The 15,914-nt window shown below is 71.8% G+C and carries 13 protein-coding genes; 4 read left to right on the forward strand and 9 right to left on the reverse strand.

The features are described from left to right. Positions 1-253: 253 nt before the first annotated feature. The 5 genes from QSK32_RS02690 to QSK32_RS02710 all read right to left on the reverse strand — a co-directional run bounded on the left by QSK32_RS02690 (position 254) and on the right by QSK32_RS02710 (position 7,897). On the reverse strand, positions 254-2,788 hold the full coding sequence (locus QSK32_RS02690; protein ID WP_285471108.1) for a serine/threonine-protein kinase: 2,535 nt from the start codon (positions 2,786-2,788) through the stop codon (positions 254-256). Further along, positions 2,785-3,966 carry a hypothetical protein gene (locus QSK32_RS02695; protein WP_285471109.1) on the reverse strand — a complete coding sequence of 394 codons (1,182 nt, stop codon included), beginning with the start codon at positions 3,964-3,966 and terminating at the stop codon, positions 2,785-2,787. The genes QSK32_RS02690 and QSK32_RS02695 overlap by 4 nt, the downstream gene beginning before the upstream one ends. Next, complete coding sequence (locus tag QSK32_RS02700; RefSeq protein ID WP_285471110.1) at positions 3,963-4,901, reverse strand: glutamate ABC transporter substrate-binding protein; 939 nt, start codon at positions 4,899-4,901, stop codon at positions 3,963-3,965. The genes QSK32_RS02695 and QSK32_RS02700 overlap by 4 nt, the downstream gene beginning before the upstream one ends. After that, on the reverse strand, positions 4,898-6,205 hold the full coding sequence (locus QSK32_RS02705) for a GlnX family signal transduction membrane protein (RefSeq protein WP_285471111.1): 1,308 nt from the start codon (positions 6,203-6,205) through the stop codon (positions 4,898-4,900). Before QSK32_RS02705 ends, QSK32_RS02700 begins: the two co-directional genes overlap by 4 nt. Before the next feature lie 171 nt (positions 6,206-6,376). Beyond that, positions 6,377-7,897: a long-chain-fatty-acid--CoA ligase gene (locus tag QSK32_RS02710; protein ID WP_045742932.1), complete on the reverse strand. Its 1,521-nt coding sequence runs from the start codon at positions 7,895-7,897 to the stop codon at positions 6,377-6,379. Positions 7,898-8,070: 173 nt separating this feature from the next. Between QSK32_RS02710 and QSK32_RS02715 the strand changes: the two genes are divergently transcribed. Then, a complete protein-coding gene (locus QSK32_RS02715) occupies positions 8,071-9,291 on the forward strand; it encodes an EAL and HDOD domain-containing protein (RefSeq protein ID WP_245673978.1) in 1,221 nt (406 codons plus the stop codon). A 131-nt stretch (positions 9,292-9,422) separates the two neighbouring features. Here the strand turns inward: QSK32_RS02715 and QSK32_RS02720 are convergent, their stop codons facing one another. Both QSK32_RS02720 and QSK32_RS02725 read right to left on the reverse strand, forming a co-directional pair. After that, positions 9,423-9,821 carry a hypothetical protein gene (locus tag QSK32_RS02720; protein ID WP_157411063.1) on the reverse strand — a complete coding sequence of 133 codons (399 nt, stop codon included), beginning with the start codon at positions 9,819-9,821 and terminating at the stop codon, positions 9,423-9,425. A gap of 169 nt (positions 9,822-9,990) precedes the next feature. Next, complete coding sequence (locus QSK32_RS02725) at positions 9,991-10,116, reverse strand: hypothetical protein (RefSeq protein WP_285471112.1); 126 nt, start codon at positions 10,114-10,116, stop codon at positions 9,991-9,993. Between the two features lie 274 nt (positions 10,117-10,390). Between QSK32_RS02725 and QSK32_RS02730 the strand changes: the two genes are divergently transcribed. Then, complete coding sequence (locus QSK32_RS02730; RefSeq protein WP_285471113.1) at positions 10,391-11,638, forward strand: sensor histidine kinase; 1,248 nt, start codon at positions 10,391-10,393, stop codon at positions 11,636-11,638. Beyond that, entirely contained in the window at positions 11,635-12,276 is a 642-nt protein-coding gene (locus tag QSK32_RS02735) for a response regulator transcription factor (RefSeq protein ID WP_285471114.1), read from the forward strand. Before QSK32_RS02730 ends, QSK32_RS02735 begins: the two co-directional genes overlap by 4 nt. A gap of 229 nt (positions 12,277-12,505) precedes the next feature. Here QSK32_RS02735 and QSK32_RS02740 read toward each other — a convergent pair whose 3' ends face one another. Next, positions 12,506-13,408: an alpha/beta fold hydrolase gene (locus QSK32_RS02740; RefSeq protein ID WP_285471115.1), complete on the reverse strand. Its 903-nt coding sequence runs from the start codon at positions 13,406-13,408 to the stop codon at positions 12,506-12,508. 247 nt (positions 13,409-13,655) lie between these two features. Next, the gene (locus QSK32_RS02745) at positions 13,656-15,095 is read right to left on the reverse strand and encodes an MFS transporter (RefSeq protein ID WP_045742928.1); all 1,440 of its coding nucleotides are present in this window, start codon (positions 15,093-15,095) and stop codon (positions 13,656-13,658) included. A gap of 203 nt (positions 15,096-15,298) precedes the next feature. Here QSK32_RS02745 and QSK32_RS02750 point away from each other — a divergent pair, with 203 nt between their 5' ends. Beyond that, entirely contained in the window at positions 15,299-15,907 is a 609-nt protein-coding gene (locus QSK32_RS02750) for a TetR/AcrR family transcriptional regulator (protein WP_285471116.1), read from the forward strand. Positions 15,908-15,914 lie beyond the last annotated feature (7 nt).

Genomic DNA, 15,914 nt, shown 5'->3' on the forward strand with positions numbered 1-15,914 from the left:
GGCAGCTGCCGACCGGGCGGTGGTGGGCTCGGCGACCGGGGCGACCGGGGCGACCGGGCCGACCTCGGAGGCTTCGGGGGCCGGGGGCGTTACGACGGGCGTGTCGGGGGCAGCCTGAACGGCCGGCCCGTCGGTGGACGGCTCGGCGGGGCGCAGCGGGCGTCCGCACTCCTCGCAGAACGCCGCGCCCGCGGCGCGCTCGTCGGCGCATGCGACGCACTCGGTCAGGATCATCGGCGCGGTTACCGCCCTTCTACGTACGCGTCCGCGGCCGCGCCGCGTTCGCCAGGTCCACCAGGCGGATCTTCTCCGGCCCGTGAGCCGCCCGGGCCATCTCCCGGTACGCGGCTTCGAGCGCGAACCGTACGTCGCGCTCCGCGGCGTCTCCCGCCGGGGTGCCCGCCGCTCCCGCAGGCGTGGTCGCGGACGCGGCTCCGACTCCGGTTCGAGCTCCGACTCCGACTCCGGTTCCAGCTCCGACTCCGACTCCGACTCCGACTCCGGTTCCAGCTCCAGCCCCGGCTCCGGCTCCGGCAAGTGAACCGGTGGTCCCGGGGGAACCGGTCGTCCCGAGCACCGCCCGTGGCACCCTGCTGCCGCGTCCCAGGATCGTCAGCGCCTGTTCCAGGAGCTCCGCGCGGAGCGCCGCGAGCTGCGCGCTCCCGATCTCGAGTCGGTCGATCAGGTCGGCCGCCGTGGACAGGGAGAGCACGTCCACCCGGTCCGCCGGCTGCCGGCCGATCAGGGCGCGGACCGCGCCGACCTGGGAGCTGCGGTACGCCGACGACGTCCCGGGCACCCGGTTGTACGCCTCCACCGCCCCGGACCGGTCTCCGTCGGCGAGCCGGCAGCGGGCCAGTCCGGCCGCGGCTGTCGTGTACGCCGGGTCGGTGCGGCTGACCACGTCGTAGTGCCGGCAGGCCCCGGCCGCGTCGCCGGCGAGTTCCGCCGCGAGGCCGAGGGCGAGTTGGGGGGCGAGTTCGCCGGGCAGCGCCGCCCAGACCGCTTCGAAGCGTTCGCGGGCGTGGGTGGCGTCGCCGGCGGCGAGGGCGAGCAGGCCGTCGTACCAGGCGACCCGCCAGTCGTCGCCGGCGGATTCGGCGAGCAGCGCACGGGCGGCGCGGGCGTCGTCGAAGGAGCCGTCGTGGGCGCCCAGGTCGATGTAGGCCCGGAGCTCACGCAGGCGTACCTCAAGGGTGTGGTGCGGTGCCTTGGTGAGCAGGGTGAGCACTTCGGACGGCTCGCTGACGGTGACCGAGGCGAGGAACGCGGCGGACGGGTCGGTCAGGTCGGTCAGTGGCGTGGGCAGGTCCTGCCAGCGGGGTGCGTCGCTGTCCGGGTCGGTGCGCAGTTCGGCGGTGAAAAGCCGGGACGGCGCGGGCCGGGGTTCGCCGCCGGCGGCGAGGACCTGCCGGAGCACGCCGAGCATCTGTTCGGACATCTCGGCGGCGTCGACGAACCGGTCGGCCGGGTCGGGGCGGGTGGCCCGCACGATCAGGCGGTAGAACGATTCGTGCTGCTTGTACGCGTCGAACGACCCCCGGTCCGGCAGGCTGTCCCGGAAGGTGCTCTGGTATCCGCGGAAGTCCGTGGTGAGCACGGCCAGGGTGCGCCCGATGGTGTACAGGTCGGACGCGATCGACGGCCCGTCGACCGCGATCTCCGGCGCCTGGTATCCGATCGTGCCGTAGATCGCCGAGTCCTCGTCCTCCTCGTGGACGACGCCACCGAGGTCGATCAGGCGCATCTGGTCGCCGGCCTGGATCACGTTGTCCGGCTTGAAGTCGCAGTAGATCAGTCCCCGGTCGTGCAGGTAACCGAACGCCGGCATGATCTCCAGCAGGTACGCCAGGGCGCGGTCCACCGGCAGCGGCCCGCCGTGTTGCTTGAGCAGGTCTTTGAGGGACTTGCCGCCGACGTACTCCATCACGATGTAGCCGGCGGTGTCGCCGGACGCCGCGGTGTGCTCCACGAAGTTGTAGATCTTGACGATGTTGGGGTGTTCGACCTCGGCGAGGAACCGTCGTTCGGCCACCGCGGCGGCCAGGGCGTCCTCGTCACCGGAGTTGAGCAGGCCCTTGAGGACGACCCAGCGGTCCGAGACGTTCTTGTCCACGGCCAGGTAGATCCAGCCGAGGCCGCCGTGCGCGAGGGGCCCGACCACCTCGTATTGCCCGCCGACCAGGTCGCCCTTGGCCAGTTTGGGGGTGAAGTCGAAGGCCTCACCGCACGACGGGCAGAAGCCGGTGCCACGGCCGGGACGGTCGCCCCGGGCACGGCCGACCGGTTCGTTGCACTTGGCGCAGTACCGCTTGGACTCCGGCACTTCGGCGACGGCCATCACGGCGGAGGCCGGGTCGGCCTGGGCGACCGGGGCGATGTCGACGAGTCCGCCGCCGAAGCGCCGGCGGGAGCCGCTGCTGCCGGTGCGGGTGCTGCCGCGGCTGCCCCGGGTGGACAGCGCCCCGCTGCGCGAGGAGCCGGGCCGCGACGCCACCGAGGCGCTCCGGGGAGCGGGAACGACGGTGGTGGCCGGGGCGAGACCGCACTCGTTGCAGTAGCCGTCCTCGATGACACCGGGACAGCCGCCCCGGCCGCACGGCGAGCCGTCTGACACCGGGGTGGAGGCACGGGACACGGGGGTGGAGGCACGGGACACGGGGATGGAGGCACGGGACACCGGGGTGGAGGCACGGGACAACGCGGACACCGGCGGGGCCGGGGCCATGCCGCACTCGTCGCAGTAGCCGTCCTCGATCGTGCCGGGACAGTTGCGCTGGCAGTTCATCGCGGGTTCCTCGCTGCGATCGTGGCGGACAGGGCGTCCTGGTAGGCGTCCACGGCCGCCCGGGCGGCCGCCAGGTCACACGGCGCCTGGTAGAGCGCCTCCCGGGCCGCCTCGGCGAGCGGCGTCAGGGTGGTGTCCTCACCGAGTCCACGGCTCAGCGCCTTGGCCCGGTAGGCGTCGAGCCGGCCGCGGAGTTCGCCCCGGCCGGCGAGCAGCGTGGTGTCGCGGTCGGCCGCCCGGCGCAGGGCGGCCAGGTGGTCCTTCGCCTGCCGGGTCCACGCCGAGATCCGCGGGCTGATCATCGACCACTGTCCGGCGGCGGCCAGCGCCTCGATCGCCGCGAGGTCCGGAACGAGGTCTTTCTCGCGTACGAGAGAAGGTGTCTGATCGTGGAAACGCCCGGCTGCCGCCGCGTGGGCTGCCTCGGCGGACCGGAACGCCGCGTCGATCTCGGACAGCAGCGCCCGTGCGTCGCGAAGCCGCCGTGTCAGGGAGGCCCGCAGCTCGTCGGCGGAGGTGCGCTCGGCGTCGGCCCGCGCGAGCAGGTCCCGCACCTGATCAAGACCGGACACGTCGGCGCTCAGCGGATCGGTGGCCAGGGTCCGGGTGACGATGCCGAGCAGCCGGTCGGCCTCCCGCAGCAGGGGCCCGGGCGCGCCGGGAGTGAGCGAACGGGCGTGCGCCAGTGACGCCGCGGCGTCGGCGGCGACCGGAAGCATCCGGCGCCACGCCTCACCGGCGCGGGTCACCACGTCGACCGCCGTCATGAACGCGGTCTCCATCGCCGCCAGCAGCTCGGCGGGGGAGCAGACCGTGCTGACCTGGCCGGTGCCGAGCAGACCGCGCTGCGCCAGCGGGACGGTGCTGGTGGAGAGCGTGATCGACGGCCCCAGAACCTGGTGGGTGTAGGCCGCGCGTTCCTCCTCGCTCGGCCGACGCCGGTCCCGCAGCGCGCGGGCCTGGGTGATCACGTCGGTGAGCTGCCGGTGGCCCTGCCAGAGGCGGCCCAGCGCGTCCTCGGCGCCGGACCAGGCCTGCGCGGTCCGGCCGGTCAGCGCGGTGACGCCCAGTTCCTTGCGGTCCGGGTTCTCGTCGAGCTCGACGAGGTTGGTGGCTATCGCGGCGACGGCGCTCTCCAGCCGGGCGAGTTCGGCGTCCGCGGCGGCCGTGGTGCTCATCGGTACCGTGCCGCGGGTGGCTGTGGTGCCGCGCCGAGGTCCTCGCCGAGCCACTTCTCGTAGATCCTCGTCCAGGTGCCGTTCTCACGGTCGCGTTCGAGGACCGCGTTGACGAACCGGGTCAGATCGGGGTGGTTCTTGGAGATCGCGATGCCGTAGGGCTCCTCGGTGAAACGATCCCCGACCACCTTGGTGTACGGGTCCTGGGCGACCAGCCCGGCCAGGACGGTGTCGTCGGTGGAGACGGCGTCGACCTCGCCGAGCTGGAAGGCGACCAGGCACTGGCCCCAGCCGGGACGGGCGACCGCGATCGGCCCGGTGGAGACGGCGGCGATGTTGCGCAGGGAGGTCGAGCCGACCGCCGCACACACCTTCCTGCCGCCCAGCTCGTCGATGCCCCGGACGGTGGAGTCCTTGGCGACCAGCAGTTTCTGCCCGGCCTCGAGGTAGACCGTGGAGAAGTCGACCTCCTGCCAGCGGGCGCAGTTCGCGGTCATCGTGTTGATCACCAGGTCGACCTGGCCGTCGGCGACGACCTTGGTGCGGTCGCCGTGCGGGATCACCTTGATCTGCAGCTTTTCCGGGTCCCCGAAGATGGCCGCGGCGATCTGCCGGCCCATGTCGACGTCGAAGCCCTCGACCGCACCGGTGAACGGGTTGCGGGAGCTGAACAGCAGGCTGTCCTGGCTGGTGCCGAGGATCAGCCGGCCGCGCTTGCGGATCTCCTCCATGTAGCTGCCGGCCGGCATCCTCCCGGCGGCCGGCAGCGAACCGGTGGGCCGCAGGCTGGCACGGGCGTCGCAGTCCGGCGCCGCGGTGGTCGTCTCCTCCACCGCCTCCGGGGCGGCTGAGGGCTTCTCCGTCACCGGCTCCTCGACGGTCGTGCAGCCGGTGAGCAGCAGCAGGGCGGTGAGAACACCGGCGGCGCGCCTCATCGGTACTCCTCCAGACGGGCCCGGATGCCGGCGCCGACGAGTAGGCAGATCAGCAGGGCGAGCAGCGGGCCGAGGACGGTGAGCACACCCAGACCCCGCCCGGCTCGGTGGATGTCGTCGTCGAAGACCGCCTTGCGCTCGGTCAGGGCCTGGTCGAGCGTGCCGGTGAGCGCCTCGAAGGCGCCGGTGGTCTCGGTGCCCAGGGCCAGCGCGACGGCCTCGTCGTAACGCCCGGTGTCATCCAGTTCGCGGACCTTCTCATGCAGAGCGACGTAAGCCTCGTGCTGAGACCGCGCCTCATCGGTGTACGCCTCGAGTCCGTCGAGCGACGGGTCGTCGAAGACGAGTTGATCACTGATGGCGGTGAACCGCTCCTCGTCGGCGCCGCTGCCGGCCCGCCCGGCCAGGGTCAGCGCCTCGGCCGCCCGCTCGCGCAACGCCATGATCCGCAGCTCGGCGAGCGTGGTGACCGGGGTGGAGCCGTTGCGGTCCGCGTCGTCGAGCGCGTCCCGCTGCGTCGCGAACACCACCCCGGCGGCCAGTGCCAGCACGACGGTGACCGCGGTGGCCGCGACCAGCGGCACGTTGAAGGTGCGCCGGGTCGCCGAGCTGAGACGGCCCTGCACCCAGAGCAGAGCGGTGACCAGGATCAGGAGCAGTGCCAGCAGCAGCGACAGCCACCAGGAGCTGCGCGCGTCGTCGTAGCCGGCGTCCACCTCCTGCTCGGCGATCTGGAACAGGACCTGCGCCTGCGGCTGCAGCGTCTCCCGGTTGAGCTCGGAGGCGGTGGCCAGGTAGGAGGCACCGACCGGCAGGCCCTGCCGGTTGTCGGCGCGCGCGGTGGCGACCAGCGCGTTGTAGCGTGCCAGGCCGGCCGAGAGGGCGCGGATCGCGTCTGCCGCCGGGCCTTTCTCCGGGGTACGCCGCGCGGCGGACGTCAGCGCCGTCGCGGCGACCGACAGGTCCTCCTCGTAGCGGGCGGTCAGCGCGACCGGCTCCTGGCCGCCGGAGAGGAACGCCTGCGCCGCCGTGGTGTCCGCGTCGGCCAGCCGGGAGTAGATCGTCTCCGCCTCGGTGAGCAGCGGCTGCGCCCGTCCGCCCAGGTCGGCGGTGCCGGTGGCGGCGGCCCGGGCGGTCAGCCCGGCGACCGTCCCGGTCAGGGCGGCGAGCACGAGGAGCACGGCGAGCATCAGGCGCAGCCGGCCGGGGGAGGTGCGCCGCATCTCCGCGATGCGGCGCAGCACGGCCGTGCTGCGCGGGGGCGTGGCGGCCGAGGTGGGCCGTTCCGCCAGAGCTGTGGTCACGCTGTGCCTCCGTGTGCCCGGCTGTTCTGCCCGTTCCACTGTGCTTCACCGATGCAAGTGATCTTGCCGGGGTATTTCTACGCGGTTTCTATGGCGGTTTCGTGACGGGATGTTATGAGAACGAGGCGTCCGGCGGGATCCGCCGAACGCCTCGAACGACCCGTCAGCGGGTCAGCTGAGTTCGCGTTTGAGCAGCTTACCGGTGGCGGTCATGGGCAGGGACGGCACGATGCTGACCACCCGCGGGTACTTGTAACCCGCCATCTGCTCCCTGCCCCAGGCCACCAGCTCGTCCTCGGTGACCGAGGCGCCGGGCTTGAGGATGACGAACGCCTTGACCTCCTCGCCGTGACTCGGGTGGGGCACCCCGATCACCGCCGCGAGGGACACCGCCTCGTGGGTGATCAGGACCTCCTCGACCTCCCGCGGGTACACGTTGAAGCCCCCGCGGATGATCATGTCCTTGGCGCGGTCGACGATGTAGTAGAAGCCGTCGGCGTCCCGCCGGGCCAGGTCACCGCTGCGGAACCAGCCGTCCCGCATCACCTCGGCGGTCGCCTCCGGCCGGTTGTAGTAGCCCCGCATGATGTTGTGGCCGCGGATCGCCACCTCACCGATCTCGTCCACGCCGTCGACCGTGTTCCACTCCGGGTCGATCAGCTTCACCTCGACACCCCAGACCGGGATCCCGATCGAACCGGGCCGCGGCTCGCTGTGCGGATCACTGAACGTCGCGACCGGCGACGTCTCGGACAGCCCGTACCCCTCCAGGATGGAAACCCCGAGGCGCTCCCGGACCTCCTTGATGATCTCGACCGGGAGGCTGGAACCGCCGGACACGGCAACCCGCATGTTCCGGGCGATCCGGTCGACGTCCACGCCGTCGGTCAGCGCGTTCAGCAACCCCCAGTACATGGTGGGGACGCCGGCGAAGAACGTCACGTCCTCGCTCTGCAGCACCGCGACCGCGGCGGCCGCGTCGAACCGCGGCAGCAGCACCAGGGTGGACACGCTGGCGAAACCGGCGTTCATGTTGACCGTCGAACCGAACGAGTGGAACAACGGCAGCACCACCAGGTGGGTGTCCTCGGCCGGCTTGCTGCCGAACAGCCGGTTGCAGGTGAGCGCGTTCATCACCAGGTTCGAGTGCGACAGTTCGGCGCCCTTGGCCTGACCGGTCGTGCCGGAGGTGTACAGGATCACCGCCGGGTCGGTCTCGTCACGCTGCACGGTGGCGAAGGTCGTGGGCCGGTCGGATGCCTTACCCCGGTCGGCGTTGATCTCGGCATCGATGAGGAAGAAGTGCTCGCAGCCGGGTGCCTCGTCGAACCCGGCCCGGCCGGCCGCGCCCATCGGCAACTCCGGGGTGCCCGCGAAGCAGAAATACGCCCGCGCCTCGGAATCCTTCAGGTGATAGGCGATCTCACGCCCCTTGAGCAGCACGTTCAGCGGGACGACCACCGCGCCGGCCTTGAGGATGCCGTAGTAGACGACCGGGAAGTACGGCAGATTGGGGCAGGTGAGGGCGACCTTGTCGCCGGGCCGGATCCCGTGGTCCACGAGCAGGTTCGCCACCTGGTTGGCGGCCGCGTCCACCTGGGCATAGGTCAGCCGCTGGGGCCCGAGCACGACAGCGGCCCGGTCCGGGTGGTGACGGGCGCTGTCCTCCAGCAGAACGGCGAGGTTGAGCATCCGGCGGTCCCCTTCAGAGATAACATGTGACGGCGGTCTCATCCCAGCACGTCGGGCCGGTGACGGGGAAGTCTTCGTCCCGGCAGTGTTTCCCGGAGCGCGGTGTGGGACCGGTCCGGTTGTTTCGTTAAGTCCCGGCCGCTGATGCCGATGGCCTCGACGTGGGGAATCCGGTGTTGGACGCGGTACATGTGGGCCGTCAGCCCATCTTCGATGCCAAGGGTGTCGTGGTGGCCTACGAGCTGTTGTTCCGGGGTCGTATGGACGCGGTCGCGTCCGGGCGGCAGGACACGTATGCGACCAGCGCCGTCATGGTGAACGTGTTCACCGAGTTCGGCATCGCCGAAGTGGCCGGCAACCGGCCCTGCTTCATCAACCTGACCCGCGAGTTCGTGACCGGCCGGCTGCCGTTGCCGTTCGGCCCCGAACAGGTGGTGCTCGAGGTGCTGGAGACGGTCGACGTCGACGACGAGGTGATCGGCGGGCTGACCGCGCTCGCCGAGGCGGGCTACCGGATCGCCCTCGACGACTTCGTCTGGGGATCCGGCCACGAACGGCTCCTGGGCCTGGCGTCGTACGTCAAGCTGGACCTGCTCGACGGCGACCTGAGCCGCCTCGACGACATCGTCACCGAATGCCGCCGCTTCCCGGGCATCCAACTCGTCGCCGAACGCCTGGAAACCGACGAGCAGGTGGCGATAGCCGACAAATTCGGCATGGAACTTCGCCAGGGGTACGCCCTGAGCCGCCCACAGACGCTGAGCGCCCCGAGCCTCTCCCCGTCCCGGCTGCGCCGCCTGGAACTGGTGGCGGCGCTGATGTCCCCGGACGTGCCGATGGACAAGGTCACCGCGATCATCGCGAGCGACCCGGCACTGGCCCTGCGCGTCCTGCGAGTGAGCAACTCGGTGGCGTCGGGCGTGGTGAGCCGGATCTCGTCGGTGCGCCAGGCGGTGACCCTCGTCGGCCTGACCCGGATCCGGCGCTGGGCCACGCTGATGGTGGTGGACGACGTGGCGGAGGCCCCGGAGGAGCAACTCCTGACGGCGCTGACCCGGGCGCGCCTGTGCGAGAACCTGGCGCCCCGGTACAAGGCGGACCCGGGAGCGGCCTTCATCACGGGCCTGATCAGCGGCATGGCGAACCTGATGGCGTCGACGCCGGCGGCGGTGGCCGAACAACTGCCGCTGTCGACGGAGGTGGCGGAGGCGCTGACCGAGGGCCGCGGCCCGCTGGGCCGGCTCCTGGCGGCGGTCCGGGCCTACGACGAGGGCGAGTTCGGCGCGGCCGACCTGGCCGGCGCGACGCTGGACGCGATGCGCTGGTCGACGCGAACGTTGACGGCCGCGGGCCAGTTGACGCCGGCGACCCCGGCCACCCCCGCAGGCCGCTGACCGGGCGGGGCGTTCGTCCCCGGGCGCCGGCCGGCGGTCGGCGGGCTCGGGCGGCCGACTCGGCCGGCGCGCTGCGTCAGCGGCCGGTCGGCGGCTTCACCGGCGGCTTCACCGGCGGCGGGCAAGGCCGGTCAGCCGCGCGCCTCGGCCTCGGCCTCGGTGTCCGCCTCCTCGTCCCCGTCGACCTCGATGATCTCCCAGTCGCGTTCGACCGCGGGGTGCCGCCCGCTCCACCACACGCCGATCGTGGTCAGGACCAGGTTGAGCAGGGCCGGGCCGGTGACGACCAGGTCACGCACCGGGCTGTCGAACAGCGCCCACTGGTTGTCGAACAGACAGACGAAAACCGACCAGGGCAGGCCGATCGCCATCAGGTAGAGGCCGAGCAGCCCGGCCCCGACCCCGGCGCCCGGTCCGGGGCCGACCACCGACGGACTGGTGAGCAGCCAGAGCCCGACCGCGGGCAGGGTCAGCACCGCCTGCGCGGCCACCAGCGCCCAGAGCACCCTCCGGCGCGTGCCATGCTGCATTTCCCGTCCCCCCTGGCTGAGACCTTGCTGAGAGCGATTCGCGTCAGCCTAGAACAGTTCCCCTCCCACCGGATCCCCCGGACCGTGCCCTGATCATCGGCCGGATGACATCGACCGCTGTCCCATTCGGACCTGCGGACGTCACATCCGCGTGACGAGGGGCCGCTGATCAGCGGCGACGTACCGCCGGCGCGATCGCCGCCACGACCGCGACCGCGGCACACCATCCGGTGACCGCGACGGCCGCCGTCCACGGGATCACCAGTGGCACCGCCGCCCCGATCTCGGACTCCACGGCCGAACGGACCCCGAGCAGGAAGATTCCGGCCCGGACGGTCCCACCACCGCCGTGAACGTGCCCCGCCCGAATCCGCGCTGACCTGATCGAGGGCGGTCACGGCCCGCTCACCCGTGCCGTATCGGCGGCTCACCGCCCGCAGCTGTACCGCGTCGTCTGTCATGCGGTCCAGCCAACCGGCTCCCGCAGCCCGGCACAGTACGGCCAGGAACAGTCCTGAGGTATATCCAGCACTACCGACAACCCGGCCCGGCCTCGGTACCGTGCGGGCATGCCGGTTCGCAACGCGCTCGACGCGCTCTCCCTGCCACCGGTCGATCTGTTCCGGTCGGCCTGGCCGTGGCGCTCCCTGGCATACCTGGTCACCGGGGCGCTGCTCGGCTGGGCCACGACCGCGGCCGTCCTCGCCCTCCTGATCGTCGGTGCGCTGCTCACGGCGGTCGTGGTGGGCGTCGGCGGCTTCGTCGCCGTCCTACTCTCCGGCACCGTGGTGGCCCGGCTCGAACGCCGCCGCCTGCGCCTGGTCGACGACGCGGAGATGCCCGACACGCACCGGCCGGTGCCCGCCGGCGCCGGGTGGCGGGCCTGGCTGCGGATCCGGTTGCGGGAGGAGGCGACCTGGCGCGAGCTGGCCTACGCGGCGCTGTCCGCCTCCCTGCTCTGCTGGATGGACGCGATCGTGCTCGGCGGCGTCGCCTACCTCGTGGCGATCTCGCTCGGCGCGCCGTGGGCGATCAACGACGAGCCGGCCACCACCACCGTGCCGGTCATGCTGATCGCCGGTCCACTCTCGGTGATCCTGGCCTACCCGGTCATCGCCTGGGCCGGAGCACGGGCGGCGATGGCCCGGGCGATGCTGGTACCCCGCAGCGACGAGCGCCTCATCGAGGTCACCCGGTCGCGGGCCCGGCTGGTCGACGCGTTCGAGGTGGAACGCCGCCGCATCGAACGTGACCTGCACGACGGTGCCCAGCAGCGGCTCGTCGCACTGAGCATCCAGCTGGGCATGGCCCGCCTCGAACTGCCCGCCGGGTCGCCCGCCGCCGCCGCGGTCACCGACGCGCACGACCTGGCCAAACAGGCGCTCACCGACCTGCGGGAGCTGATCCGCGGCGTCCACCCGAAAGTGCTCACCGACCGGGGCCTGGCCGCGGCCGTCGGCGAGCTGGCCTCGATCGCCCCGATCCCGATCACCCTCGACATCACGCTGCCCGAGCGACTGCCACCGGCGGTCGAGATGACCGCCTACTTCGTGGTCGCCGAGGCACTGACCAACGTGGCCAAGCACAGCGGCGCCGGCCAGGCACTGGTCACGGTGCGTGAGGCGCCCACCGACCGTCGTCTCCTCCTTTGCGTACGTGATGACGGCCGCGGCGGCGCAGACGCGGACGCGGGTTCCGGGCTGGTGGGCCTCGCCGACCGACTGGCCGTGCTCGACGGCACCGTCTCGGTCTCCAGCCCACCCGGCGGCCCAACCCTGATCCGAGCCGAGATCCCCGTCCTCCCGGAGCCGTCATGAGAGTGGTGATCGCCGAGGACGGCCTGATCGTGCGCGAGGGTGTCGCCGGCATGCTGCGCCGCTTCGGCCATGACGTGGTCGCGGCCGTCGGCGACGCGGACGCCCTGCGCGCCGCCGTCGTCGAGCACCGCCCCGACGTGGTCGTCACGGATGTGCGGATGCCGCCCGGCTTCAGCGACGAGGGCCTGCAGGCGGCGATCGCCCTGCGCGCCGCCGACCCCACACTGCCCGTGCTGGTGCTCAGCCAATACGTCGAGCAGACCTACGCGTCCGAACTGCTCGACGCCGGTCCCGGTGCGGGTGTCGGCTACCTTCTCAAGGACCGGATCGGCGAGGTCGCCGACTTCGTGGAGGCACTCGAGTCGGTCGCCGCCGGCCGCACCGTCGTCGACCCCGAGGTCGTCCGCCAGCTGGTCGGCCGCCGCCGGGACCCGCTGCACCGCCTCACCGCCCGCGAACGCGAGGTGCTCACCCTGATGGCCGAGGGCCGCTCCAACGCCGCCGTCGCCCGGGCCCTGGTCGTCACGGAGGCCGCCGTCGCCAAACACATCGGCAACCTCCTGCTCAAACTCGACCTCCCGCCCGACATCGACGACCATCGCCGAGTCCGAGCCGTCCTGGCCTACCTGAGAGCGTGACCGGCCCGCCACACACCGCCGCCCGGTTCCGGCCGGCGCGCTGACCGGTGACGACTTCCAAGCCTGCGCCGCACCGCATCGCCGCGGCGGCCCCGTGGCCCGCATTTCGGTAGCGGTTGCCGTTTTCGCTGCGACAGACGGCTGAGCTGTGCTGATGTGACTGCCACCGTCAACGGCCGACGAGCCGCCGCGGCGAAGGGGATCGCATGGTCACCGGCGACGGCGTTGATCAACTCAAGCTGAGCGGCATCGGGGGGTGGCCGGCCAGCGCCGGCTCGTCGGCGACCAGCCAGCCGAGGATCTCGGGCAGCACCTCGACCGCACCGAAATGGGCGGTGGACGCCTGGATGCGTACCTCGGCGTGCGGGATCTCCCGGGCCAGCCAGCGGGCGTGGCTGACCGGCGAGAAGTTGTCGTCCGCGCCGTGCCACAGCAGCACCGGCACGGTGATGTCCTTGAGTTCGAACTCCCAGCCGCGCCGGAACGCGGCCACGTCGTCGATCCACCCGAACGGGCCCTGCCGCAGCGCCTCACGGTAGGTCTCCGCCAGCAGGCGCCGGATCACGATGTCGTCGACGACCTTGAGGTCAGGGTCGGTCATCTGGGTCCGGAGCACGTCGACCATGCTCTCCGGGTCGCGGCGGGCACGGTCTGCTTTCAGCCGCAGGCGTTCGACGTGTTTGCGCCAGTCGGTGTCGGCGGTTTCGTATTCCTGGACGTTGGCGTCGGTCATCCCGCCCAGCCAGTCGAGGCCGTCGGCGTCCGAGGGCGCGATCCCGACGAGCACGGCGATCCGGCTCACCCGTTTCGGCGTGCAGGCGGCTGTCGCCAGTGCGTGCGGGCCGCCGCCGGAGCGGCCGACCACCGCGTACGACTCCAGGCCCAGATGGTCGGCCAGGTCTTCGATGTCGGCGGCGGCGTCCGCCACGGTGCGCTGGTCCGACCGGTCGGACCAGCCGTAACCGGGCCGGTCGTAGCAGATCAGCTGGACGCCGAGGCGGTAGAGCACGCTGCTGCGGGGTTTCGGCCCGAGGCGACTGCCGGGGGTGCCGTGCAGCAGGAAGACGGGGGAGCCGTCCGGGTCTCCGGTGATCTCGTAGGAGAGAAGGCGTCCGTCACGAGCCGAAGCCATGCGCCGGCCGGCTCGCTCCTCCACCACGCGCGTCCTCCATGATCCGATCATCGCTGCAGACGGCGACGAGGATAGGCTATTTCATTGACGCCCTTCACATAAGGGCACCCGTGTGTAACCGACAGTAATCTGACCTACTGCTGATACCCGCTCAATCCCGTTATAAAGGTGTACCGCCCGTGAAGTCCGGTGACCGGTGATACGGACGCCGGACCCCACGGGTTGAATCGTCACCCCCGGGAGATGTTCACTCCGGGATCGCGGCGTCCGCCGTCGCCGCGTGCTTCGGGATGAAGAGGGCCAGCAGCGCCGCCAGCACGGCGGCCCCGGCGCACAGGCCGAACAGCCACTGGTACGCCCCCAGCGACGGCAGCTCGTGCCCGCCGAGATCCATCGTCTTGGCGGCCAGCAGCGCCCCGCCGATCGCGCTCGCCAGCGAACTGCCGATGCTGCGGAACAGCGCGTTGAGACCGTTGGCCGCGGCCAGCTCGGACAGCGGCGTCGCGTGGGCGATCAGTCCGGGCATCGCCGCGTACGCGATGCCTGTTCCCGCTCCGGCGATCGTGGCCCCCACCACCACCTGGGTCAGACTGCCGGTCAGGAAGATCCGGGAGGCGAATCCCAGCGCGATGATCAATGAACCGCCGATCAGCGCGGTCCGCGGGGCCAGCCGGGCGGAGAGCGGCGACAGCAGGAGCATGATCAGACCGCCGGGCAGCATGCACAGGCCGCCGACCAGGATCGACGTGCCGAACCCGTACCCGGTGGCCTCGGGCATCTGCACGTAGGTCGCGGTGCCGATCAGCGTGGCGAACAGGGCGAACCCCACGAACAGCGACGCCAGGTTGGTGAGCAGCAGCGCCGGACGGGCCGTGGTCCGCACGTCCACCAGCGGCGACCGGCGGCGCAGCTCGACCAGTACGAACACCACGATGAGCACGACCGAGGAAACCAGCAGGCCGATGGTCAGCGGGTCGGTCCAGCCCCAGGTGTCACCCTGGGCGAGCGGGAGCAGCAGGGCCAGCATCGCCGCGCCCAGCAGGATCATGCCGGGGATGTCCATCGTGCCCTCGCCCGCGCGCGGGGGCTGCGGGACGAGCCGGGCGATGGCCGGGATGACCAGCAGGCCGCCGACCACGCAGATCCAGAACAGCACGTGGTAGTCGGCGTACTCGGCGACCACGCCGGAGAGCGGCAGGCCGAGCGCGCCACCGACACCGAGCATGGCGCTGATCAGGGCGATGCCGGCGCCGGAGTGCTCACGGGGCAGGACCACGCCGACCAGGCTGATGCTGAGCGGGACGGTGGCGACGGAGAGCCCGACGACGGCCCGGCCGACGATCATCGGGGCCAGCGAGTCGGACAGGGCGCAGATCAGGGAACCGGTGACCAGGGCGCCGAGTGAGATCAGCACCATCAGCTTGGTGCCGTAGAGGTCGCCGAGGCGGCCGAAGGCGGGGACCGCGACCGCGCCGACGAGCAGGGTCGAGGTGAGCAGCCACGCGACGCCGTCACTGCCGGCGTCGAGGTCGGTGCCGAGTTCGTTGAGCACCGGGACCAGCAGGGACTGGGTCAGCGACACCATCAGCGCGGCGGTGCCGATCACCAGCAGCACGATCAGCTGCCGGCCGGTCCAGGAATGTTTGCGTTCCTCCGTTGACTCGGCGAGGTCGGCGGCTTGGGGCATGGGAGAACTCCTCAAAGATGTCGTGGCAGAATGTGCCACGAGGCAGAGCCTGCCACTTCAAGGTTGCCGGAGCATGTCGCCGCACGGCCCTGAGACCGGGTTCACAGGGCGGACGGCCCTACCATCGGGAGTACAGAGGGCGTAAGGAGCCGACGATCACCACGCTCAGGGAACGCAAACGCGAGCAGAGCCGTCGCGGTGCCGTGGAAGCCGCCTGGCGGCTGTTCATCGACAAGGGCTACGACAACGTGACCGTCGCCGACATCTGCGTGGCCGCCGACATCGCGCCCCGGACGTTCCACCGCTACTTCGCCGGCAAGGAGGACGTCGCCGTCGAGCCGGTCCGCACCATGGCCCGCATGGTCATCGACCACGTCGCGGCCGCCCCGGCCGGGCTCACCGACACCGCCGTGATCCGCGGCGCGATGCTCGAACTCGGCGGCTTCGTCGTCGCCCACCGCAACTGGCTGGCCGCGCTGCGCACGGTCGCCCGTCGCTCCAGCCACCTCAAGGTCTCCCAGGTCGCCGTGCCGCACGAGCACGAACAGGAGGTGGCGGCCCTGCTCGCCGCCCGGCACCCGGACGCCGACCCGAGCGACTGGCAGCGGCATCTGCTGGTCGCCTGCGCCACCGCGGCCTTCCGTGTCTGGTACACCGGCTATTTCGCGGACCGGGCCGGAGCGGACCGGGCCGGAGCGGACCGGAGCGGACCGGGCACGACCGGAGCGGCACCGGACGGCGTGGACCCGGACGGCGACGACCCGATCGCCCGCCTGTTGACCATCCTGGACAGAGCCGTCGAACGCGCCTGAACGGCCG

The organism is Actinoplanes sp. NBRC 101535 (assembly GCF_030269225.1).
GTDB lineage: Bacteria > Actinomycetota > Actinomycetes > Mycobacteriales > Micromonosporaceae > Actinoplanes > Actinoplanes rectilineatus.